This is a genomic window from Caballeronia sordidicola (assembly GCF_000729995.1).
Classification (GTDB): Bacteria; Pseudomonadota; Gammaproteobacteria; order Burkholderiales; family Burkholderiaceae; genus Caballeronia; species Caballeronia sordidicola_A.
The window spans coordinates 17,089-39,348 of record NZ_JNFG01000018.1; the positions used below are offsets into that span (position 1 = coordinate 17,089).

The 22,260-nt window shown below is 60.2% G+C and carries 21 protein-coding genes; 6 read left to right on the forward strand and 15 right to left on the reverse strand.

Annotated elements, in window-relative coordinates:
* Window positions 1-172 precede the first annotated feature (172 nt).
* Window positions 173-1,087, forward strand: a complete 915-nt coding sequence (locus FH08_RS0117915) for a LysR family transcriptional regulator (protein WP_031359649.1) — start codon at window positions 173-175, stop codon at window positions 1,085-1,087.
* Window positions 1,088-1,127: 40 nt separating this feature from the next.
* On the opposite strand, the gene FH08_RS0117920 is transcribed toward FH08_RS0117915, so the two are convergent.
* The 6 genes from FH08_RS0117920 to FH08_RS0117945 form a co-directional block, all read right to left on the reverse strand.
* Window positions 1,128-2,669: a sugar ABC transporter ATP-binding protein gene (locus tag FH08_RS0117920; RefSeq protein ID WP_051888351.1), complete on the reverse strand. Its 1,542-nt coding sequence runs from the start codon at window positions 2,667-2,669 to the stop codon at window positions 1,128-1,130.
* 82 nt (window positions 2,670-2,751) lie between these two features.
* The gene (locus FH08_RS0117925) at window positions 2,752-3,699 is read right to left on the reverse strand and encodes a sugar-binding protein (protein WP_031359651.1); all 948 of its coding nucleotides are present in this window, start codon (window positions 3,697-3,699) and stop codon (window positions 2,752-2,754) included.
* Between the two features lie 34 nt (window positions 3,700-3,733).
* A complete protein-coding gene (locus tag FH08_RS0117930) occupies window positions 3,734-4,735 on the reverse strand; it encodes an ABC transporter permease (RefSeq protein ID WP_031359652.1) in 1,002 nt (333 codons plus the stop codon).
* Between the two features lie 84 nt (window positions 4,736-4,819).
* Window positions 4,820-5,797, reverse strand: a complete 978-nt coding sequence (locus tag FH08_RS0117935; protein WP_031359653.1) for a substrate-binding domain-containing protein — start codon at window positions 5,795-5,797, stop codon at window positions 4,820-4,822.
* Between the two features lie 98 nt (window positions 5,798-5,895).
* Complete coding sequence (locus FH08_RS0117940) at window positions 5,896-6,933, reverse strand: ABC transporter permease (protein WP_031359654.1); 1,038 nt, start codon at window positions 6,931-6,933, stop codon at window positions 5,896-5,898.
* Window positions 6,930-8,450: a sugar ABC transporter ATP-binding protein gene (locus tag FH08_RS0117945; RefSeq protein WP_031359655.1), complete on the reverse strand. Its 1,521-nt coding sequence runs from the start codon at window positions 8,448-8,450 to the stop codon at window positions 6,930-6,932. Before FH08_RS0117945 ends, FH08_RS0117940 begins: the two co-directional genes overlap by 4 nt.
* 274 nt (window positions 8,451-8,724) lie before the next feature.
* Here FH08_RS0117945 and FH08_RS0117950 point away from each other — a divergent pair, with 274 nt between their 5' ends.
* Window positions 8,725-9,723: a LacI family DNA-binding transcriptional regulator gene (locus FH08_RS0117950; protein WP_031359656.1), complete on the forward strand. Its 999-nt coding sequence runs from the start codon at window positions 8,725-8,727 to the stop codon at window positions 9,721-9,723.
* A gap of 56 nt (window positions 9,724-9,779) precedes the next feature.
* Here FH08_RS0117950 and FH08_RS0117955 read toward each other — a convergent pair whose 3' ends face one another.
* On the reverse strand, window positions 9,780-10,355 hold the full coding sequence (locus FH08_RS0117955; RefSeq protein ID WP_235210400.1) for a septal ring lytic transglycosylase RlpA family protein: 576 nt from the start codon (window positions 10,353-10,355) through the stop codon (window positions 9,780-9,782).
* A gap of 272 nt (window positions 10,356-10,627) precedes the next feature.
* On the opposite strand from FH08_RS0117955, the gene FH08_RS0117960 reads away from it, so the two are divergent.
* Window positions 10,628-11,029, forward strand: a complete 402-nt coding sequence (locus tag FH08_RS0117960) for a hypothetical protein (protein ID WP_031359658.1) — start codon at window positions 10,628-10,630, stop codon at window positions 11,027-11,029.
* 43 nt (window positions 11,030-11,072) lie between these two features.
* Here the strand turns inward: FH08_RS0117960 and FH08_RS0117965 are convergent, their stop codons facing one another.
* Window positions 11,073-12,032 (reverse strand): GlxA family transcriptional regulator, encoded by a 960-nt coding sequence (locus FH08_RS0117965; protein ID WP_031359659.1) that lies wholly within the window; start codon window positions 12,030-12,032, stop codon window positions 11,073-11,075.
* 110 nt (window positions 12,033-12,142) lie between these two features.
* Here FH08_RS0117965 and FH08_RS0117970 point away from each other — a divergent pair, with 110 nt between their 5' ends.
* The 3 genes from FH08_RS0117970 (at window position 12,143) to FH08_RS0117980 (ending at window position 14,149) form a co-directional block, all read left to right on the forward strand.
* A complete protein-coding gene (locus FH08_RS0117970; protein ID WP_031359660.1) occupies window positions 12,143-12,448 on the forward strand; it encodes a putative quinol monooxygenase in 306 nt (101 codons plus the stop codon).
* A 118-nt stretch (window positions 12,449-12,566) separates the two neighbouring features.
* Window positions 12,567-13,181: a hypothetical protein gene (locus tag FH08_RS0117975; RefSeq protein WP_031359661.1), complete on the forward strand. Its 615-nt coding sequence runs from the start codon at window positions 12,567-12,569 to the stop codon at window positions 13,179-13,181.
* Window positions 13,182-13,375: 194 nt separating this feature from the next.
* Window positions 13,376-14,149 carry an alpha/beta fold hydrolase gene (locus FH08_RS0117980; RefSeq protein ID WP_031359662.1) on the forward strand — a complete coding sequence of 258 codons (774 nt, stop codon included), beginning with the start codon at window positions 13,376-13,378 and terminating at the stop codon, window positions 14,147-14,149.
* Window positions 14,150-14,272: 123 nt separating this feature from the next.
* Here FH08_RS0117980 and FH08_RS0117985 read toward each other — a convergent pair whose 3' ends face one another.
* From FH08_RS0117985 to FH08_RS0118015, 7 genes are all read right to left on the reverse strand, one after another.
* The gene (locus FH08_RS0117985; RefSeq protein ID WP_035566570.1) at window positions 14,273-14,884 is read right to left on the reverse strand and encodes a VOC family protein; all 612 of its coding nucleotides are present in this window, start codon (window positions 14,882-14,884) and stop codon (window positions 14,273-14,275) included.
* A gap of 751 nt (window positions 14,885-15,635) precedes the next feature.
* Complete coding sequence (locus tag FH08_RS0117990) at window positions 15,636-17,123, reverse strand: MdtP family multidrug efflux transporter outer membrane subunit (RefSeq protein ID WP_051888353.1); 1,488 nt, start codon at window positions 17,121-17,123, stop codon at window positions 15,636-15,638.
* A complete protein-coding gene (locus tag FH08_RS0117995) occupies window positions 17,120-19,225 on the reverse strand; it encodes an FUSC family protein (protein WP_031359665.1) in 2,106 nt (701 codons plus the stop codon). Before FH08_RS0117995 ends, FH08_RS0117990 begins: the two co-directional genes overlap by 4 nt.
* 7 nt (window positions 19,226-19,232) lie before the next feature.
* Window positions 19,233-20,291, reverse strand: coding sequence for a multidrug transporter subunit MdtN (gene mdtN, locus FH08_RS0118000; protein ID WP_031359666.1), 1,059 nt, complete (start codon window positions 20,289-20,291; stop codon window positions 19,233-19,235).
* A gap of 18 nt (window positions 20,292-20,309) precedes the next feature.
* A complete protein-coding gene (locus FH08_RS0118005) occupies window positions 20,310-20,549 on the reverse strand; it encodes a YtcA family lipoprotein (protein WP_031359667.1) in 240 nt (79 codons plus the stop codon).
* Between the two features lie 169 nt (window positions 20,550-20,718).
* A complete protein-coding gene (locus tag FH08_RS0118010) occupies window positions 20,719-21,084 on the reverse strand; it encodes a response regulator (protein ID WP_031359668.1) in 366 nt (121 codons plus the stop codon).
* 45 nt (window positions 21,085-21,129) lie between these two features.
* Complete coding sequence (locus FH08_RS0118015; RefSeq protein WP_031359669.1) at window positions 21,130-21,768, reverse strand: response regulator transcription factor; 639 nt, start codon at window positions 21,766-21,768, stop codon at window positions 21,130-21,132.
* Window positions 21,769-22,260: the final 492 nt, after the last annotated feature.

The following is a 22,260-nucleotide window of genomic DNA, read 5'->3' on the forward strand; positions in this document are numbered from 1 at the left end:
GAATAAAATTCATAGGTCATCGAGTTAAAAATGGCGTCGTAAGGTAGTGGCTTCCTTGCAAACCACCCGACATGGGTCAATACTTCAGCGCTGCCGCCGGCCGAAGCCGGCGCTGAAATGATCTCCGGCGACTGAATAACATCAGCGAACACCATTTGATGCGCATGAGACCATGCTAACGCTCAAGCAACTGGAAGCCGTCTATTGGGTCGCCAAGCTCGGGACCTTCGGTGCAGCGGCGGACCGTCTTTACACGACTCAGTCGGCCATTTCAAAACGCATCAATGAACTGGAAGTCTTCTTTGTGGCTTCCCTGTTCGATCGCAGCCGACGCACCGTGCGGCTCACAGCGAAAGGACGGGAATTGCTGGAGGCCGCTGAGGAGATGTTGCAGGCCCGCGATCGATTACTCGAACGCATGGGCAAGGAAGTTGAAGTCGTGCGGCACTTCCGCCTGGGCATCACGGAACTGATCGCGCTGACGTTTCTGCCGCGACTCGTGCAGGAGATTCGCCAGGCTTACCCCACGGTGTCTCTCGAACCGGAAATTGATGTCAGCACCAATCTCGCCACGAGGCTTCTGCACGGCGAGATCGATTTCATCATCGCCCCGAGCGTTCTCAAGGATCCGCGCTTCACGTCGGTTCCCTTGAAAAAACTCCAGCTCAACTGGATGTCGAGCCCGTCATTGATTGCTGATTCGCGAGTGCTCTCGCTGGAAGAAATTGCGAACTATCCCATCCTGATGCAGATTGGCACGTCCGGTGTCGACGCGATCTACGAGCGGTGGTTTGAGTCGAAAAACCTGACGATCCGCCGCACGTTCGCGGGCAATAGCCTGATCGCATTGAGTTCACTCACGGTGGCGGGCTTCGGTGTGAGCTATCTGCCGGCGCTGTATTTCTCCGATCTCGTAGACCAGGGCTTGCTCAACGTACTGCATTCGACGCAGAGCTTGCCCGCGGTGCGCTATTACGCGATCTATCGCAACGATGGGCCTACGCCGCTCTACTCAATGGTGGCCGACCTCGCCAGGCGGCTCTGCGATTTTTCAAAGCCGGACCTCGCGTCTGTCATTGCGCGGTAGACGTTGTGTGACGAGGTGCTTGCACTCCGCCCGCAAACGCCTAAGACACAAACCCCGTTGGCTTGACCTCAGGATGAGCCGGATCGGCATGTTCAAGAGCGGCAAGAGACATGATGCGTTCCTCGGAGGCGTCATCGAAGCTGATTTCTCCCGCCAGACGGCCCGCCCGCATCACAAGAATGCGGTCCGAAATCGTCAGCACCTCAGGCAAGTCACTCGATATCACCAGAATGGCCAAGCCATCGCGGGCAAGCTCACGCATGAGCGCGTAGATCTCCGCCTTCGTTCCGACGTCCACGCCACGCGTTGGTTCATCGACGATCAGCACGCGCGGCTTCGAGGCAAGCCATTTCGCAAGCACCACCTTCTGCTGGTTGCCGCCACTCAGCAGGCCGACGAGTTGCTCGACCGTCGGCGTCTTGATCTGGAACCGCTCTACATAGCCTTCGATCATTCGGGATTCCTCCCCCGGCTTGATGAAGCCCGCGTTCGAAATCCGGCCGAGACCCAAGGCAGCGAGGGACAGGTTGCTGCCGACCCCCATCCCGAGTACGAGGCCTTGGTCCTTGCGGTCTTCGGGGACCAGTCCGATCCCAAGCTTCATCGCGTCGCGCGGCTTCGCGACGTTGACGGGCTTGCCCTCCATCGCAATGGTTCCCGCCGTTGGCGGCGGCGCACCGAAGATACCGAGCGCCACCTCCGAGCGGCCGGCGCCAACAAGCCCCGCCAGACCCACGATCTCGCCGCGCCGCAACGCGAAGGAGACATCCTGGTAGCGTTTGCCATCGCCCAGGCCCTGCACCGATAGAACAATCGGCCGCTCTGCGTTCTCGGGCCGGATGCGCCGCACTTCCGCGAGATCGCGGCCCACCATCAGGCGCACCACCTCTTCAGGCGAAGTGTCGGTGAGCCGCGTAGTGCGGACATGCTTGCCGTCGCGCAATACAGTAACGGCGTCACAGTTGTCGAACACCTCACGCATGCGATGCGAGATGTAGAGGATCGTCACGCCTCGATCCCGCAGGTCATGCACCACCTTGAACAGCGTCAGTGAGTCGGCCTCCGAGAGACTCGATGTAGGTTCGTCCAGGATGAGCAGGCGCGGCTCATGTATCAGCGCTTTGCAGATCTCGATAAGCTGTTGCTGCGCGATCGTCAGGTCTCCGAGCCGGGTGTCGGGATCGAGTGCAATGCCCAGGCGTTCCATGGCAGCGCTCGCCTGTGCAATCAGAGCACCGCGGTCGACCAGCACTCTCGCCAAGCGAGGCTCCGCGCCGAGAAAAATATTCTCGGCAACGGTCATGTTCGGCACAAGCATCAACTCCTGGAAAACGATCGAAATACCCTTGCCGGCGGCATCCTTCGTGCCGGAGAGCTGCAGTTCCTGCCCGTCGAACACCAATTTGCCCGAAGTCGGCGGATGGGCGCCTGCAATGATCTGCATCAGGGTCGACTTGCCGGCGCCGTTCTCGCCCATGACCGCGTGCACGGTCCCCGCCTCCACCGTAAAGGACACGTCCTGCAATGCCTTGACGCCTGGATAGGTCTTTGAAATATGTTCAACGCTCAACAGCACGGTCATGGCGGCACTCACTAGCGCTGAGAGAGACGGGACGGCCGGCGCGCAAAGGCCGTCCCGCACGGTTGCTTCGGTTCTCGGTCGACTACTTGCCAGCCGTAAATTTGTCGACGTTCGATGAATCGACAATGTCCACACCTGTGTCCGTGACCGGGGGCACCTTTTCGCCCTTGGTCAGTTTATCCAGTTGATCGATCGAGTCCGTGCCCATGCTTGTCGGCCGCTGACCGACCAGCGTGGTCGCATACCCTTCCTTCAGGAGCTTGATCTGCGAAGGCAAGGTATCGAACGACACGATCACGAACTTACCCGACTTGAGATCGGCCGCCTTGTTTTTCAGCGCTCGCGTATAGGCTTCCGGTGCGAACATCGGCCAGCCTCCGGCGAAGAAAATGCCGTCGATATTCGGGTTCTTGGCAAGGATGTCCTGGATCAGTTGCACAGCCGTACTGGAATCGTCGTTGCAAGGGAAAGGAGAACCGGATACCTCCTTGAAGCTGCCACCGAGCTTTGACTTGAAGCCCTTGATGCGGTCGTTGAGGTTCGCCGCCGACAACCCGCCGGTTATCACCGCGTAGTTCCCGCCATTCGGAAGCGCCTTGGCGAACGCCTCGCCTGCCGACACGCCGCCCGCCTCATTGTTGGTGCCAATGAAGGCGATACGCTTGGACTTCGGTGCGTCGGAGTCGAAGGTAACGACCGGAATGTTCTTGGCCAATGCCGCACTGATCACGCTGCTGATCGAATCAGGATTGTTCGGCGCAATCGCGATCCCCGCCACCTTTTTGGTGATCAGGTCGCGGACAATGCGAGCCTGCTCGGCGTCATCTAATTGGGCAGGTCCGGTGAAAAGGCACTCCGCCCCAATCTTGGCCGCCTCTTCCTTGCAGCCTTTTTCGGCATCGGCGTAGAACGGTACGCCGAGCGCTTTCGGCACCACGGCGAACACTTTTTTATCGGCGGCCTGGGCCTGTCCTGCGATCCCAAGTCCTAAAACAGCGGCGGCTACGGCTCCGAGCAATAAGCGTGACATTGTTTCCTCCAAGAGATTGTTATGGGTAAAACACTCACCGGCGTCGCCAGACGCCCTTCCTGAGCTGGTCGATAAATACTGCAAAGACGATGACAGAACCAACGAAAACCCCTTGCCAGTAGGCGTCGGTTCCAAGCAGGATGAGGCCGTTGCGGAGCACTTCGAGGATCACGGTGCCGACGAAGACGCCGATCACGGTGCCCTCGCCGCCGCTGAGCGCGGTACCGCCAATGACGGCTGCCGCGATGACGCTGAGCTCCTTGCCCAAGCCCTGGTTGGAGATTGCCGAGGATAGATAGCTAACCTCAATAATGCCGGCGAGACCCGCCAGCACGGAAGACATGACATAGACGCTGATCTTCAGCCGGTCTACATCGAGGCCGGTCAGCATGGCGGCCCGCTCGTTGCCGCCGACTGCGTACAACTGGCGGCCATACACACTACGTTTGAGCACGACGCCGGCAATGATCGACAAGACCACGAAGATCAGGAACGGCGTGGGCAGGCCAATGATGTCGCCGCCGCCGAGCGCGAAGAATGCATCGCCGTCCGGCCGGAAGCCGTCAATGGCCTTGCCGCGGGTGATGATGAGGGCGAGCGCGCGCGCAATGCTCATGGTCGCGAGCGTCGGCACAAAGGGCAGCATGCGCAGCTTGGTCACGCACAAGCCGTTGAACAGGCCCACTGACGCCGCGATCAGGAGCGTGAGCACGCACGCCGGAACGACGCCCATCCCCGCTTGCATCATCGCGGCGGAGGCGACGGCGGACAGGCCCCAGACACTGCCGACCGACAGGTCGATACCACCGGTGATCATCACCGCGGCCTGCCCCAGGACGACGATCCCGACGAACGAGAGGTTGCGCGTGTCGTTGAGGAGATTGTCGACGCTCGCAAAGTTGGGCGCGAAGATCGACAGCGCCACGATCATGATCAGAAGCGCGCCAATGATGCCCGTCTCCCGGGACCGCAGGAGACGAACACCGAGACCCGCCCGGCGCTTCGTGTTCATTGTTGCTTCAATGGGCTTGTTCATCTCGGATGCCTTGTGTGCCAATGTCGCCAGGAGATCCGGTCGCGGGATGCTCCTGGCATTGCGCTCCATGCGAGCATGAAAATCCTAGAACTGCTCCTTGCCGAAGAGCGACTTCGCATTGGTCTGGTCGATGCGTTGAGTGGGCACCAGGATATTGCGGGGAACCTCGGTCGCGCAGTCGATCAGGATTTTCTTGGCGAGTTCGAGTGCCTGGGCGGCGCCGGTCGGGTACGTAAACGTTGCGGCCCATTGGCCGTCTGCGACCGCACGTATGCCACCGGACGGACCCGGCAGGCCATCCGTGCCAATGATCTTCACCTGGTCCGCTTTGCCCGCCTGCTTGGCCGCGATGTATGCACCGGCGGCAGCAAGGTCATTGCTCGTATAAACGAGCTTGATGTCCGGGTGCGATTGCAGCATGGCGGAAAATACGGTCACCGCTTGGTCTTCCATCCAGTCGACTGGCTGCACAGCCACGAGCTTGATCTTGGGATTGCTGGCAATGCCTGCCTTGAATCCTTCAAGACGTTCGATGGCGGGCGACGAACTCGGCAAGCCTTCGAGAATGGCCGCCTCGCCTCCGTCGGGCAGCAGTGTCTTGGCGGCCCACTCGCCCGCTTCCTTGGCGATCGCCCGGTTGTCCCCTCCCACGAAGGCCGTGTAGTTGTCTCCACTCGTCTTGCGATCGAGTTCGATCACCGGCACGCCCGCCTTGTAGACCGCCGATACAGACGGTGTCAAAGGAGCGGCTTCGAAGGGTGAAATCATCAGCAGGTCGACGCGTTGCGTCATGAAGTTTTCGACCTGCGACACCTGGGTGTTCACGGTCGCCTGTCCGTCGGCGATAACGAGCTTGAATTTCGGGTAGTTCTTCACGAGGCGTTCGAGCTCGTGATTGACGTGCTCGCGGTACGGCTCCTTGAAGTTCGCCTGGCTAAAGCCGATGACGTAATCCTTGTCCGGCCCGCATTCCTTGGCAAGCGGCTTGCCGGCCGCTGCCCACGCACCCGATGCAAGAGCGGCGCCGGCAACCAGCAAAGTGGTCCTTAGAACTACTTTCATTTTTTTCGTCTCCAGTCTTATGCAACGAAGTTGCGAAAGTTTTTTATGCGTCCGACCCACTGCAACGTCCACCACCTCTTGAAATCACGCCCAACGATTCACCGAGCCGAGCTTCCGCGCCCGACCACATAGGTTTGCAATGCAGCAGCGATCACGATGATTGCGCCCGTCGCAAGCAGTTGCATGGCGGCGCTGACGTCGTTGAGCTGCAGAATATTCGCCAGCGCGCCGAGCATGACGGCGCCCGCGATCGTGCCGATCATGGAGCCCGCTCCTCCGAACAGGTCCGTGCCGCCGATCACAACCGCCGCAATAGCGGTGAGTTCATATCCCGCGCCGTCGTTGGGGCTGCCGAACGAGAACTGTCCGGCGTGAACGATGCCCGCGATGGCGGCCACGAATCCTGTTAGTGCGTAGACCGAAATCTTGATCGCGCTCACCGGGATGCCGGAAAGTCGAGCCGCCTTTTCGTTTCCGCCGACGGCAACAACGTAGCGTCCATAGCGCGTGTTATTGAGCAAAAAGGCTGCCACCACCGCAAGCACGAGGAACACCAGGGTCGCGACCGGGAAGACGCCGCCGATCCGCTCGCCGAGCACCCCGAAGGCCGGCGGTGCATTTCCGGGCCCGGCACCATAGTTGATGTTGATGAACGAATTGTTGGACGCAATCAACGACAGGCCGCGCGCCACCTGAAGTCCCGCGAGTGTGACGATGAACGCCTGAATCCGAAACTTGGTGGAGATCACGCCCTGGATGGCGCCGAATACCACGCCCGTCGCCACGACCAGCGACAACGTGCTCCACAGGCCCCACCCTTCATTGACCAGCAGGGTTGCGGTCAGCACGGAGCAAAGGCCGAGCACGGCTCCGACCGAAAGATCAATACCGGCCGCAATGATCACAAAGGTCATGCCGAGCGAAAGAATGCCGGTTTCGGAAATCGACCGGATGATATTGGCGATGTTGTCCGGCGCGAGGAACAAAATATGGCCATGCCGGCGCGGGGAAAACAGGATGCCCGCGCTCACCACCAGAATGAGCCCGAGCAGGCTCTGAAAACGCACCAGATATGCCAGCAGGCTGTGACGCGGACGAACCGGAGCCGTGGCTGAGGAGGTTGGAGTTGTGCTCATGCTGCCAGGCCCTCACCCTCGCTGATCCGCCGGACAGCATCCTCGCTGGGAGCCGCGCCAAATTCGTGAATCGTGCAGCCAGCACGCATGACAATGATCCGATCACACAAACCGATAAGTTCCGGCAGTTCGGAGGACGCGACCAACACGCCCAAGCCCTTGTTTGCGAGGCCGCGCAAGCGCCGATAGATTTCCGCCTTGGCGCCGACGTCGACCCCGCGCGTCGGTTCGTCGAGCAGCAGCAAGCCTGGTTCGCTCATGAGTTCCTTGGCGAAGACGACCTTCTGCTGGTTGCCGCCCGAGAGGTTGACGACCTTGGCTTCGGGGCGCCGCGGGCGCACGTCGTAGTCTTCGAGGGCGCGCTTCACGTGGCGTCTCTCGAGTGCTCGTGAAACGAGACCAAACGGCGTGACACGCTTGAGCGTCGACATGACCGCGTTCTGTCCAACCGTGTGATTGAGGATCAGCCCCGTGCCGCGCCGGTCGTCCGTCACATAAGCGATGCCTGCACGCCGCGCCGCGCGAATAGTCCCGAGTGCCGCCGGTTTGCCGTGCATTTCGACCAGACCCCGCCAACGCCCGTTTGCGCCGAAGCCATGCAGCGCGGACAGCAATTCTGTCCGGCCGACTCCCATCAACCCTGCAAGACCCACGATCTCACCGACATGCACCGTCAGTGAAACATCGCGGGGAGCCTGCCAGCCGGCGCGTGGGATGTCGGGATCGAATGCGGCATGATCGAGCCGCAGGATAGGCGCTCCAATCTTCTCGGAGCGTGCCGGAAACAAATCGGAAAACGGCCGCCCGACAAGAAGCTGGACGAGCGTCGCTTGCGGTGCGTCGGGCGACGTGGTTCCAACCACGGCGCCATCACGCATCACCGTCACGCGATCCGCGATGCGCGTCACTTCCTCGAGCCGGTGAGAGATATAGATAATTCCGACGCCGCGCCCGGCAAGCTCTTTCACAACAGTAAAAAGATGGTCCGCCTCGACGGCTGACAAGGCCGCGGTCGGCTCGTCCATGATCAGGATGCGTGCCTTGGCCGACAAGGCTTTGGCAATGGCCACGAGCTGCCGCTCGCCCATCCTCAGGCTGGCAACAGGAAGGCTTGCATCAAGCGACACGCCTGCGCGCGCCAGCAGATCCTGTGCTTGGCTGCGCATCGCGGCGCCCGCCAGTACACCCTTGTTGGTGATCTCATTGCCGAGAAACAGATTGGCCGCGATATCGAGGCCCGGAACGAGGTCGAGTTCCTGCGGGATCATCGCGATTCCCGCGTTATGGGCGTCGCGGGGCGTAGCAAAACGCACGGGGTTGCCGTCAAGCCTGATGACGCCTTCGTCAGGCACGACCGCCCCCGAAAGCACCCCCATCAAGGTCGATTTCCCTGCGCCGTTTTCGCCCAGCAGGACGTGCACCTCACCGGCTTCGAGGTCAAAATCCACGCCCCGCAGCGCATGCACGCCGCCGAAACGTTTCTGGATCCCTCGCAATTCGAGGAGGTGCGCAGTCATAACGCGCCGGACCCGGTTTGCCGAATGAACACGAGCATCTCTTCTCCTGTCTCTTGCTCTATTTTCGCTTCTTTTGTTCTAGCTCGGGTCCAAGCTTATTCAAAGGCAAGCGCTTGCGCAAGCGCTTGCGTTACGTTGTTTACCCTCATATTCTGGAATAATGCGACAAAGGTAAGCTCATGGCACGTCATTCAGAGAACGCTTAATATCGGGCCGCGAATCGTCGCTTTGTATAGATTCGCTGCAATTCCAAATCCACAACCAAGGGGACGAGATGGCAACCATCGCCGATGTCGCACGGCTCGCGGGGGTCGCGACGTCAACCGTTTCCCACGTTCTCAATGGCACACGGTTCGTCAGCCCGGAAACCACCAGCGCGGTTCGGGAAGCGGTTCGCGCACTGGGCTACGCGCCCAACACCGTCGCGCGAGCCTTGGCTCGCTCGACCACGAACACGATTGGCCTTGCCATATCGTCGACGAAAAACCGCTACTTTTCCGATGTGATCAACGCCATCGAGGAAGAGTGTTCGAAGCTGGGAATGATGGTACTTCTTGCGAATACCCGGGACGATCCGGAGTGCGAACTAGACATGGTGGCGGCCCTTCACCAAAGACGCGTCGATGGAATCATCATCGCGCCCTCTTGCGGTCCCAACAACAGCGCGCTCACCTACTTGCGCGAGCAGCGTATTCCTTCGGTGATGGTCGACCGTCTTCCCGATGTCGCCCTCGACGGTGTCGGCGTCGAGAACCGGCAGTCGGTTGCGACCATGGTGACCCACATGGTTGGCCACGGGCACAGGCGAATCGGCTTCCTGGCCGGCCAGTCCAATTTCACCACGGCGATGGAGCGCGCAGACGGCTTTCGCGACGGACTACGCGGCCATGGGCTTCCCGTCGACGAAGCGCGCATTTCCATCGGTCACACCGACCTGGCGACGGCCAGGGACGCCGCCACGCGGCTTCTCACCGCGGCCGAACCTGTGACGGCCCTGATCGGCGGCAATAACCTGACGACGATCGGCATCATGCTGGCGGCGCAGGATTGCGGCATGCGGGTGCCCGCTGATATCGCGGTAGCAGGTTTCGACGATTTCGATTGGGCCGATGCGTTCGAGCCTCGTCTCACCGCCATGGTTCAGCCCTGCCACGAGATCGGCCGGATGGCGGCAACGCTGCTCAAGCGAAGAATCGATTTCGCAGCGGAGGAAACCGAGACTATCAGGCTGCAGCCGACCTTCGCGATCAGGAATTCCTGCGGTTGCAAATAGGGACGCGGAGAGAAGCAGCGATAACGCATCTACCTTGCTGCGTACGAAGTCATCACTTACCGCGTGGCTTCCGTGGCGCCGGTGCCCTGCTTCACGCTGCCGTCGGACTGCGGAACTGCCACCGGCTTGACTTCCACGGGAGCGGTGCCGTTTTCCTTCAAGCCGAGCTTATCGGCAGTCTTGGGCGATACGTCGACGATTCGACCGTTGACGTAGGGACCGCGATCCTTGATTTCGACCTCTTCGGTTTTGCCGTTTTCCAGATTCGTGACCTTCGCCTTGGTGCCAAGCGGCAGAGTCTTGCTCGCGGCGACATTGGATTGCGGATCCATGTGCGTACCGTCAGCCATCTTTTTCGAGTAAAAGTTCTGGCCGTAGTACGAGGCCTTGCCCTTGCGCGTTTTGCCCGAGCGGTCAAGATGGCCGTGGTTGGCTGCTTTCGCGTTCGCGTGGCTGGTATCGATGGATTCCGACGGTTGCGCCGCAAGCGCCGTGCTCAGGCAGCAAGACAGGACCAGGAACAGAAGCGTTAGAAGCTTGTGTCTTCGACCGGGCCACATAGGGGGTAGAACGCCAGACTTGTACACCACCCATCGAGGCGCCATCACAACCGGAACACGTCGCGCTTTCATATGCACCCCTTCCGCATCGGGGAGAAGGTTGAGCAGCCGATTCTCCAAGGTATGAAGATTCGTTTTAGTTACCACTCCTCTTCAGCCTCACGCAAACCGTGTGCCCGTGATGCGACGAAGGTGGCGCCTGCACCTTTCGCAGCGCCCGATTTCCATCCCGCGTCAGAACAATGCTCCGAATCTGGCAAGGGCAGCCGTTCTGCGCCTTAAGGCCCCATGAGCCGAGTGCCATTACAATCCAGCACTTACATCCGACAACCGTGATTCAGGCCATGAAATACCTCTTTGCATTGACACTCGCTACGGTCATCGTGGGCGTAAGCACGGCCGCGACAGCCCAAACATCCGCGGCCAGCGACACCCCCAAACAAGAGTGCGCCATTGGGAATGTCACCGGCGTCGGCGGATCGGCCCAGAGCTTTAGTGAATACCTCGCGACCCCCGACAGAGACAAATATCGCTACGTTACGGACAACCCGATCCAATGCAAGGTCTCCGACGAAGGTCGCACGTCCGGCTGTACCGGCCTCACAAACCTGCGGAATGAAAAAGTCAGCGTGTATGACGATATCGACAGCACGACGATGGCCGTGGTCGCGCGCGTGGAACTCGAGCACGGGACCTACCCGGTGATTATTGTGGTACGAAAGCAGGACGTGCAATGCGAGCAGTAAATGCGGTCACTTTGCTAACGCGCTTGTCTGCACGGACAACGCCTCACGACGCCCGCAACTCACGTACTCCCTTACCTATGCGCCGCCGCAGCAACGTTCGCAACGTGTGGCCGTCCGCATACCCGACCTGCTCGGCAATGCGATCGACGGTGAGCTTGGTCGTTTTGAGCAGATGGACGGCGCGCTCGATCCGCAAATCCTGAATGTACTCGATGGGCGTCTTACCGAGCACCGCGTTCAGACGTCGCGTCAATGTCCGGGTGGTGGTCGCCAATGCGTCGGCGACCACGTCGAGCGAAATTGCCGCGTCGAGGTGTTCACGCACCCAACGGTCGAAACGCTCGACGAGCGGGTCCGAATGGGAAAGGTGATCGGAGATCGCATAGGCGGATTGCGACAGCCGCGTATCGAATACGAGGTACTTGGCCACGAGCGCCGCAAGCTCAGGACTGTTGTTGCGGATCAACCAGAGTGCAAGGTCGAGGTGGCTCAGGGCCGCACCTGCCGTTACCGCCCCGCCGCTAGGAACGACAATCCGATGTGCATCCAGGTGTACGTGCGGGTAGCGCTGCCGGAACAGCGGCGAGAGCCACCAGGTGGTCGTGGCTTCGCCACCGTCGAGCAAGCCGCTTTCAGCCAGCACGAACGTACCCGTACAGGCGGCTGCCACGCGAGCGCCGCCACTTCGCCACGAGCGCAACGCACCTAGCGCATCGACCACATCTTCCCGCCCAAGCACAGGCACAAGCGCCTCGCCCGTCATGCGGTTGATCGCCGGCATGACGACCCAATCCGGCGCAGGAGCGCCGCTCATATCGCGCACGGGGACCCGCAACCCAAGCTCGGTATGCACCTCGGGCCGCATGCCCACCACGGTGATATCGAAGCCGGTTGTGGCCATCCCTGTCGCACGCCCAAGGCTGTTGGCCATCGTCAAGCTATCGAGCACGGTGGTGAGACCTGTGTCGAACACTCCGTCAAGCGCGAGGACAAAAATTCGCATGGCTGGATTGATACCAAAATTGTCGATTGAGACAGTATTCGCCAACGCACTCTGTTTGTACAGTGTGGCTCACCGCGTGAAACCCCTCACGCAGACACTGGAGAACAAAGATGATTACGCACGCCTTTTTTGTCCGACTCGAAGCCAAACCGGGAAAGGAGCAGGCGTTAGCAGACTTTCTTACTGACGGCCTCGAGATGACCAATCGGGAAGCGACCACGCCGATCTGGTTCGCCCTCAAGTTGTCGCCGACGACCTTCGGCGTCTTCGACGCCTTCAAGAGTGAAGAGGATCGCCAGGCGCACCTGGGCGGCAGCATGGCCAGCGCACTGATGGCGCGCGCCGAGGAGATGCTGGCAAGCCCCCCGTCGATCGAGCCGATCGACGTCCTGGCCATGAAGAACCAGCTGGCCTGAGTGGTTCGCGCCTCGGCAGCGCACAACGCTTGCCGCCGAAGGACCATCGCAGGCAACTGTGACATCCGCCGGCGTCTGGCGTCCCGATTCAATCGCATTCATGTAGATGGAGTAACTCGTGTCGATTCATTTCAAACTAGGTGTTTTGTTCGCTGCCCTTGCGTTGTCGAGCGTGTCTTTCGCGCAAACGCCTGACGTCAAGCCGGAACGAATCCGTGGCGATATCGTGTCGTTCAAAGGCGAAGTGCTGACCGTGCACCGCAACAGCGGCGACACCGTGTCGGTCGATGTCAAGCCGGACGTCGGGGTATCGGCTTTCAAGCCCGCCAAGCTTTCCGACGCCAAGGTCGGTTCGTACGTGGGGACACCGGCGATCACGGGCAGCGATGGGAAATTGACGGCCACTTCGATGATCGTTTTTCCTGAAGCGGCGCGCGGTACGGCCGAAGGGCATTTTGCTTATGACTTCGGTCCCCAGAGCACGATGACAAATGCAAACGTGGTGTCGGTTGTCACCGGCACAACCGGCCGCGAACTGAATCTGTCGTACAAGGGCGGCACCAGCACGGTGACAGTGCCGGAAAACGTGCCCGTCGTGACGCCGGTTCCGGCAAGCAAGGCAGATCTGACGGCGGGGAAGAAGGTGTTCATCGTGGTGACACCGGGTGCCAGCGGCGTTTATGACGCACACGTGCTGTTCGTCGAAAAGGACGGCTTGGCGCCGCAGTTCTAACGCATGACGCCGGGCCACTGTGGCCGCTCATGGCTTTGATCTGCCCCACTTGCTGTAAGCGTTGGCGCGTTGAGGATCGTGGATGACTACGGCAGGGACTACAAGCCGCTTCACGCCGTTGACATTGCGATCTTCTTTCCATCCATTCAATAATCCTAATCGATTTTTTCCGTTTACCTATTCAAGGATTGACCATGCGTTTTCCCGCGTTACGGTCTGCCGCGGCGCACGCCGCCGCTGCACTGTGCCTGCTTAGCTCTGCTGCTGCGCCTGCTTTTGCCTCGCCCGTGAAGAATATCGTGGTGGTTCACGGTGCATTCGCCGATGCCGCAGGTTGGCGCCCTGTGTACAACATTCTGACAAAGGATGGCTACCACGTGACACTGGTGCAACAACCGCTGACATCGTTTAACGACGACGTGACCGCCACGAAGCGCGTGCTCACCAGCCTCGACGGTCCCTGCATACTCGTCGGCCACAGCTACGCCGGCGCGATCATTAGTGAAGCCGGGAACGACGATCATGTGAAGTCGCTCGTCTACATCGCCGCGCATGCGCTCGACGCCGGTGAAACCATGGCGGACAACGGCAAGAAGTACCCGGGCGCGCCCATCTCCATCGTCGGGACTCCGGATAATTTTGTCTACCTGAAACCGGCCGACTATCCGTCGCAGTTCGCACCCGACCTGCCCCGTGCGCAGGCCGAGTTCGAAGCCCATGCGCAGATTCCGCTTGCGGCATCCGAGTTCTCTGCGCAAGTGTCCGATCCGGCATGGAAGACAAAGCCGAGCTGGTACATGGTCGCGAAGGCCGACAAGATCATCAATCCGGATCTCGAGCGCATGTATGCAGCCCGCGCACACTCAATTACGGTCGAGGTCGCCGGTGCAAGCCATGCGGTGTTTGAATCCCATCCGCGGGAAGTCGCTGCCCTGATCGAACAGGCAGCGCAGCAGTCTAGCCAGTAGGCGATTGCGGCTCTTAAATGAACACAGGCCGCTCTCGAATGAACATTTCGCTCACCCGCTTCGATGCACTGTCGGGTTGGACCTGAGTTCGATCGCGACGGCGGAGGGCAGCTTTTCATTTAACTATGTCGACTGCAGCCCACCCTTCGGCTCGCGAACGATATAGTCGGCGTACCAGTCTGGCCAGTTTTCGTCGCGGTGGCCGATCCGCTTCTCGTGCTCGCCGTGCGCGGCCGCAGCGCGGCGCAGCGCACCCGCGAGTTCGGAAGATGAGGTAAATGAAGTGTCGCGCTCGCTAATCCTTCCGGGAAGTCTTGTCGTGACTTCCTGGAAGATCCAGCCGTTTCCGTCCGGATCGCTGAATGCGGCGAACGAACCATAGCTTTTACCCTCAGGATGCGGCCCACTCACGCGTCCTTCTGTACCTGCATGATGAAATAGACCACCGATGTCGTGGAAAATTTCACTCACTTCGACGCCCTGACCGACCAGCGTTGCGCGCACTGCGTTCAGATCAGACACGATGAGATGAAATCCTTGCCCCGACCCTGGCTCTTGCGTCGTGACACCTTTGCCAAAGAGGACCGAGCAATGTGAGCCCGGGGGGGTGAAATGCACCACTCGAAACTGCTCATCCTTCGCGATATCAACGTCGAGCCTCCAACCTAAACTCGCATAAAACTGCTTCGCGCGGTCGACGTCCGAAACGGGAATGACAAGCACCTCGAGTTTCATGTCGAGAGGCTGTGCCCCTTTCTCGGCCGTTGCGGCTTCCGCGTGCGTCTGTGTAGCGTTCATGTCAGGTTCCTCTCCAATGAATGATCAGACAAGGGCACGTCGAACAACATGATCCACAGCGAACGTAGCCCGCTGCATGGCATTCATTAAGGCATGTCTGCGACATCCCAAAAGCGTATAGCGTCGGCAGATCATTTTCAACTTACACGAAGCGTATGGCGTGCAAGTGTGCCGTTCGTTTTTGCCTGATCGTCACGGATAGTCGACGAACGAAGGATTTACATCAAAGCGTTCGGGCACACGCTTACGTAAGACCAATCGGGTTGTGGGTTCATGTTGCCGCCCTCTGTGCCGCCAATTAGTAAGTCGGGCTTTGTCCAGGTTTAGCAATCAGAAAGCAGGTGGCCTGCGCTTAAGCACATAGTCATTTGACCAGCAACAAACCAACTGGAGTGAGCGGCGAGATCGCGCGGAACTGTCTGCTTACGCGCGCGACAGATTTCCAGAGTCCTGACTGCGATCCACCTTCGCGGCTTTGGCACAACGCGGTTCCTCTCAGACGCTACAGCTCGGACTGGCCAGCAGGCGGCCTTGGTGGCGGACGCCCTGAACTTCGTCGATGCGTTGAAGATCGACAAGGTGGGTCACGTCATTCACGGATCAGGTTGGATTCGGCGCGAGCCAAAGAAGGTGGGAATGCCCTTCGCTTACGTCACGAACGTCCTGTTCCGAACCCCATCGGCGCCAGTCACCGCGGCTTCAGTTCGACGGGCGGATCGGCGCGATAGCCGCCGCCGAGCGCCTTTGTCAACGCGATCTCCTGACTGAGCGTCTGGCCGTTGAGCGTGAGCAGCGCAACCTGTTCCGCGATCACGGGCTGGCGCGCTTCGAGCGCCGCAAGCTGGCTCGTCAGTCCCCGTTGATAAGATGCTTCACTACTGTCCCTCGCGAACGCAACCGATTCGATCCGTTGCTTCTGCAGCCCGGTCTGAGCATCAAGGGCCTGCAGACGACTGCCCGTCTGCGCGACATCACGCACCGCGTTGAGGACGGCCTCGTTGTACTGCTCGATCAACAGGTTGCTTCCCTCGCGTGCACCACTCAGGTTTGCATTGAGACTGCCGCCGTCGAAGATGGGCAAGTACAGCCCCGGAATGAAGTTGATCTGCTGGCTTGCATGCTTGAAGAGGTCGGCGAGGTGCAATGCGTCCAAACCGAAGAACGCCTTGATGTCGAAACTCGGATAGAACGCCGCCTTCGCCGCATCGATCTTGTCGAACGACGCCTGTACATACCATCGCATCGCCTGCAGATCGGGACGGCGTGCGAGCAGTTCGTATGAAAGCGTCGCCGGCAAGGCCGCCTGCGAGCGCGGCAGTGCCACGGGAGCGATCGCGGCCAGGCCGTTGGGGCCTGCACCGACCAGCGCACGCATCGATTCGCGATACTGCTTTATCTGCGCTTGCGCCGACACGATCTGTTGTTCAATGCCCAGTTGCTGCGCCCGTGCTTCTTCCAGCAGCGTGCGCGCTTCGAGGCCGCGTGCCGCACGCGCTTCGTGGGCTTGCACCGCGAACACCGCTATCTCATGCAATTTGTTCAGCAGATCGATGAGCTCGTAAGTCGTCTGAATGCCGTAGTAAAGCTGCGCGACATCCGTCGAGAGTTCGAGTTCGACAGCGGACGTCTCGGCAAGCCGCGCATTGCTCACGCCGAGCGACGCGGCAATCTGCGCGCGCTGCTTGCCCCAGATGTCGACGTTCAGGCTTGCACCCAGCCCGACGATGCCTTCGGTGTACCACGGGCCTGTCAGCCCTGCAGCCGGTTCGTTGTTCGCGAACGGCCCGAGAAAACCGTTCGCCGAGATGTGCTCGCGATCCAGCGACGCCAGCGCGGACACTTGAAGGTTCGATCCCGCGGTGACCAGCTCGACATCCGACTTCGCCTGCGCGACACGCGTGCGCGCGATCACCATCGTTGGTGCATTGGCGAGCGCCTGATCGATCAGCGCATCGAGTTGCGCATCGTCATAACGCGTCCACCAGCGGGCGGCGGGCCAGCCATCGCGCGCGAGATGGATGTCGTCGGCGAGATTGATCTGCGCGGGCGCGATCTCGGTATAGGGCGTGCCATTGTGATGGATCAGCGCGCAGCCCGGCAGCACGGACGATATCCATGCGACGCATAAAAAGCATCCGCGCCATCGCCAATTGCGCACTCCCGGTCGTGCGTTCATGTTCTTATAGCCTGTGATGAGGGCGCCGAGACTAAAGCATCAACTCGCCAATCCGGCAGCCCCGCGACCTGCCGCGACAGTTCGTCCGCTGCACCAATGAGCGGCCCGTCGGCCAACTCCGGTTCAACACCTTGCGTAGCGATCCCGATGCGCCGCGGCGCGTGCGCATCGGGCGGGTTGGCCGCGAGTTCATCGGCGTATCGCTTGAGTTCGGCACAGGCCCGTTCCTGCGCCGCGCGCACAGCATCGACCGTTCTTGAGCTCACCGATCCCGCTTGCGCCGCGACCGCTTTGCGCAACGCGTCGCCGGCGAGCATGATTTCGCGCCCCTGCGCGAGAACCGTTTGCGCATGCACGGTCAGTTGCTCCTGCTCCCCTTCCTGCCAACTGGGCTCGAGCGCGACGCGCGACAGCGTTGCTTCGCACTCGGACAACACGGCCCACCCCTGCAACTGCCGCTGCACAGAGGACAACTCGTCTTGTAGTCCGACGCCGGCCCGTGGGGCACCCAACTGCGTGGCAATTGCGCGCAACAGGGTAGCGAGTTTCTGCCGCAGCACGTCGCCCTCGCTTTCCCGCCAGAAGGACATCTGCACGAAGGTCGCCACGCAGATACCCAGCGCAATGCCCACCAACCGGTCGCGGATCTCCGTCAAATTCGCCGAGGGTCCGAACTCTCCGAGCACCGCAAGCGAGAAGGTGAACATTATCTGGAGGCCGGCATAACCGATCCTCTCCGAACCCGCCAATATCCACGCCCCGAGCGCGACGACAGGCAACACGATCAGCAGCAGGCCGGCGATGTCGTCGAAATGCGGAACGATGAACACCACCATGAACAGCGCCAGCGCGCTGCCGATGGCGGCCCCCGACAACCGCAGCAACGCACGTTGCGCCGATGCCCCAAGACTCGGCAACGCGACGACCAGGCAGGTCAGCATGATCGTATGAACGCCCTGCCAGTCCACGGCGTTGTAGAACACGTAGCAGACGAGAACAGCAAGCAGTGTCTTCAGCGAAAAACGCATATAGGCGGGATTGGTCCATGCGTCGTGCGCGACCATTGGCTCGCTCGCGGGCGGCTTGCCGGGTTCCTCACCGCTTGCGACGAGATCCGCGTACGCATGCAACGCCCTCTGCAATTCGCCTGCGGCGGGAATGGTGTCGGCTGCATTGCGCTCGTCAGGTGTCGCCGTGCTCACGTAACGATACGGCTCACCCGACACCACCGCTTCGTCGAGCGCCAGGACGTTCGCGCGCAGCTCCCGCAACATCGCAAGCCGCACCGCCGACGCGCCCGGCCAACTGAGCTGCAGTTCACTCGCACCGCGATATAAACGCGACACGGTCGCAATGCACGCCAGCTGCGCTGCCTGATGCTCGCGATAACGCGTATCGCGCATTGTCGTGAACCGCAGCAACTTTTGCAGCGAGAGCGCGCCTTGCTGGACGGCCGCCAGCGTGATTGGCGCCACGCCCGTCGCGCCATCGATCAGTTGCGTCAGGCGCGTTTCCAGCGCCGCGAGTTGCCGATGGATTTCCGCCTTGAGTTGCAATTGAGGTTCGGCAGGCAACAGCAACATGTTAACCACGAGCGTCAGCGCGATCGGATAGTTGACGGCGACCCACACCCACAACACCGCGCGAATCAGCAGTTCGGCCTGGTCGGTCTGGTCCACGAAGCTCTGCACGTAGATCACGACGATCGCGACGATGAAAAATACAATGCCGATCTTGAGCACACGGAGCAGGTACACGCTGCAGAAGAACATCAGGCTCGCAATGACAATCCGCAGCAACGGATAGTCAAACGTAAACTTCAGCAGCAGGATCGACAGGCCGATGGCGAGCGTCGACCCGACCATGAACATCACGCCGACCAGCCGCGTGACCACGACGTTCGACTGCGTGACGTAAAACACCACCAGCAGCGACAGCGCGAGCTCCGGCACTTCAAGCGTCATCGAGATAACGATCACGATGGCGCTCGTCAGCATGCAACGCAACATCACGTTGAGCCGCCCGGGAAATGGCGCAAGCTCACGCTTCAGGAAAGCGCCCGCATCGAGCAGCGTGACGGGCAGATAGTCGGCGATGGTCATGGGCTTCTCAATGCCGCTCGCCATCGTTGCTGCGCCCGGGGTACAGCACGGCCACCGCCGATGTACCGACGCGAAACAGCTCCGGATTCGGCTTGTCGACCCGGATCTTCACCGGGAAGCGCTGCGATACATGGACCCAGTTGAGCGTGCGTTGAATGCGCGGCAACCCGCCGGGCAATGCAAGGCCGCCTTCATCGGGCGCGACGCCGTAGCTGATCGAATCAACGGCGCCCTGGAAACGCTGGCCTGTATCGCTCATCAGGTACACCGTGGCGGGCGTGCCCGTGCGGACACCCTCGAGTTCCGTCTCGCGAAAGTTCGCGACCACATACCAGTGGCGCGTATCGATCAACGTGAAGACGGGTTTCAGCGCCGACGCGAACTGCCCCGTCGATGTTTTCAACGACACGATGCGGCCATCGAACGGCGCGCGCACGGTCGCATATTCGAGGTTCAGCTCGGCGGTCGCGATCTCCGCGATGACGACGGCGCGTTGCGCGACCAGCGCATCGACGCCGCTCACCGCCGCTGCCGCCTGCTGCGCCTGCAGTTGCGCGGCGTTGAGTTCGGCCTGTGTGGCGCGTTGTGCGGTGCGCGCACGGTCGACGTCATCCGCCGCCACATACCCGTGTGACAAAAGTGGCTCCATGCGATGCAGCGTATCGGACGCCTGGTTGGCTGCAGCTCGCGCGCGCTCGACAGCCGCACGCACCGACTCCGCGTTGTATTGCTGTGCATTGACTGAGCGCTGGGTCAATTCAATCTGGCGATCGAGCGCGACGAGGGACGCCTTGCCCCGCGCCAGCGCATCCTGATACGGACGCGGATCGATACGAAACAGCAGATCGCCCTGCTTCACCGCCTGATTGTCGCGCACGGGCAATTCCACGATGCGCCCGCTGACCTCGGGCACGACATCGATCGTATCCGCATAGACGTACGCGTCATCGGTGCGAGGCGTGCGGTCCCACAGCCGGATGACGAAGACGAGCAGCACCAGCGTCACCACGACCAGGACAATGGCCGGCCATGTTCTCTTCGATGTCTTGCTGGCTGTCGTCGCCATTCATTTACCTATAGGGATTCAATGTTGGAACAGCACTAACCACACAGCGAGTGACAGCAAAGCGACAAGCGTGGGATACACCACGGCCGAAGGTCTCATCAAATGGTCCGCTTGCAAACGCTTGACGATCAGATAGATGACGACCGTGAGCACAACGCCCGCGATGATACAAAACAGCCAGTCCGGAAAGTACGCGCCGAGCACGCCAATGGATGGCGAATTTGTGCACCCTGACACGAGACCCGTGGCGGCCATCATCGCGATGGCAATCTCGACTGCACGCTGCGGCCATCTCTTTGACCATCTGCCTCTGGCGAGGGGGAATTGTCGTTTCAAAATCGTCCCTGCGGTTGGAATCAATGTCACACCTTGCAGCTACGCCGATGCATTTATAACGCCAGCTTACTTACTTTAAACATCAACACATTCAGGCGATGCTATCCAGCAGGTCCAGCAACGCGTCTCCGTCGACAGGCTTTCGGAAGAAACCTAATGCGCCTTTCTGCAAATAGTAATCTTCCGTATGTTCGCTCGGCTTGCCCGTGATAATGATGACAGGCGTGGCTGCGTCCGAATGAACCGTTCTGTCGAGCACCTGGATGCCGTCAATGGGGCGCATGCCCAGGTCAGTGATAACGCACACAAGACCCTTGTTGCCGTCGGAAAAAAAATCCAGTGCAGATTCGTAGGCCCGTGTTTCGTAACCGCCCGAGGCCAACAGGTTCGCCAGAGACGTCAGAACGCGTCGGTCATCATCAATCACGGCAACCGTTCGCGCCGCAGGCGTGGGCATTTTTTTCCCCGGGTCATCAAGTCCGACAACGAAATAGCGTGAGCGTCAGGCATCGAACGTGGTCATCGACGATGTTTCGAGCTGCAATCTGCTCGCCAGCCTGACCAGCGTGGCAAATGAATTGGCTTGCATTTTTCTCATGATGTGGCCGCGATGTACCTGCACCGTGTATTCGGTGATGCCGAGTACCGACGCAGCCTGCTTGTTGAGCAAGCCGCTTGCAAGTAACGGCAAGAGCTCCTGCTCACGAGGCGTCAGCGATTGATAAAGAGCCAGGAGCGCCGCTATCTCTTCCGCCTCCTTGCGAAGAACGTGCGCGCGGGCGAGGGCCGCGTCAATTGCACGCATCAACACATCTTCATCGAGGGGCTTGGTGAGGAAGTCCACAGCCCCGCCCTTCATGGCAAGGACTGTGGATGGCACATCTCCCCTTCCGGTAATGAAAATGACGGGAATCTGCGAGTCCGTGCTTACAAGCTTCTGGACCTCCAGCCCGTTCATGCCCGGCATTCTCAAATCCAGGATCAGACACGCAACGACATCCTGACGCGGTGTGTCCAGAAATTCCGCGCCCGAGTTGAATGCGCGGACGTCTCTTCCGTTTGCGCGCAACAGCGCAGAGAGTGCTTCTTGCACCCGTCTGTCGTCGTCGACCACATACACCAGTCCGCTTGGCCGTTCCATGCACCTCTCCATTGCCGGGTGAAAGCCCTCGTCCACGACAATCTCGCTGAATGTCCTTCTCATGCGCTCGCGCAGACAAAAAATTATAGCTGCCGGAATCGTCACCTGGAACCACCGGCGGCCGTGTTTTGCATTACATGATCATGTAATGGCACACCCTCATATGGCGTTGTAAATTCAGATTTTCTCCTCATCGGCCTGAGCGTGGTTCCCTTTTCGGTATCCCCCGAACGGGTGATATTGCTTTCAGGCCGACCTTGTTACAGTCAACGCGGATTGCAAACAAGTGGGCAGTCCGGCGGCAGTGGGCTCCTTGATAGTTCGACACTCTTCTTCAAAACTGCGTCTTCGAAAAAGCTTCAATTTCCCCAGGACGCAGGTAGCTGCCCGCAATGGTGTGACCTATCTCCATTGCTCCCGTATTCGATTTGTGCCGCCGCGGTGTGTGCCAGCAAACCTCGCAAGTGCGACACAAAACAACCGTCGACCCTC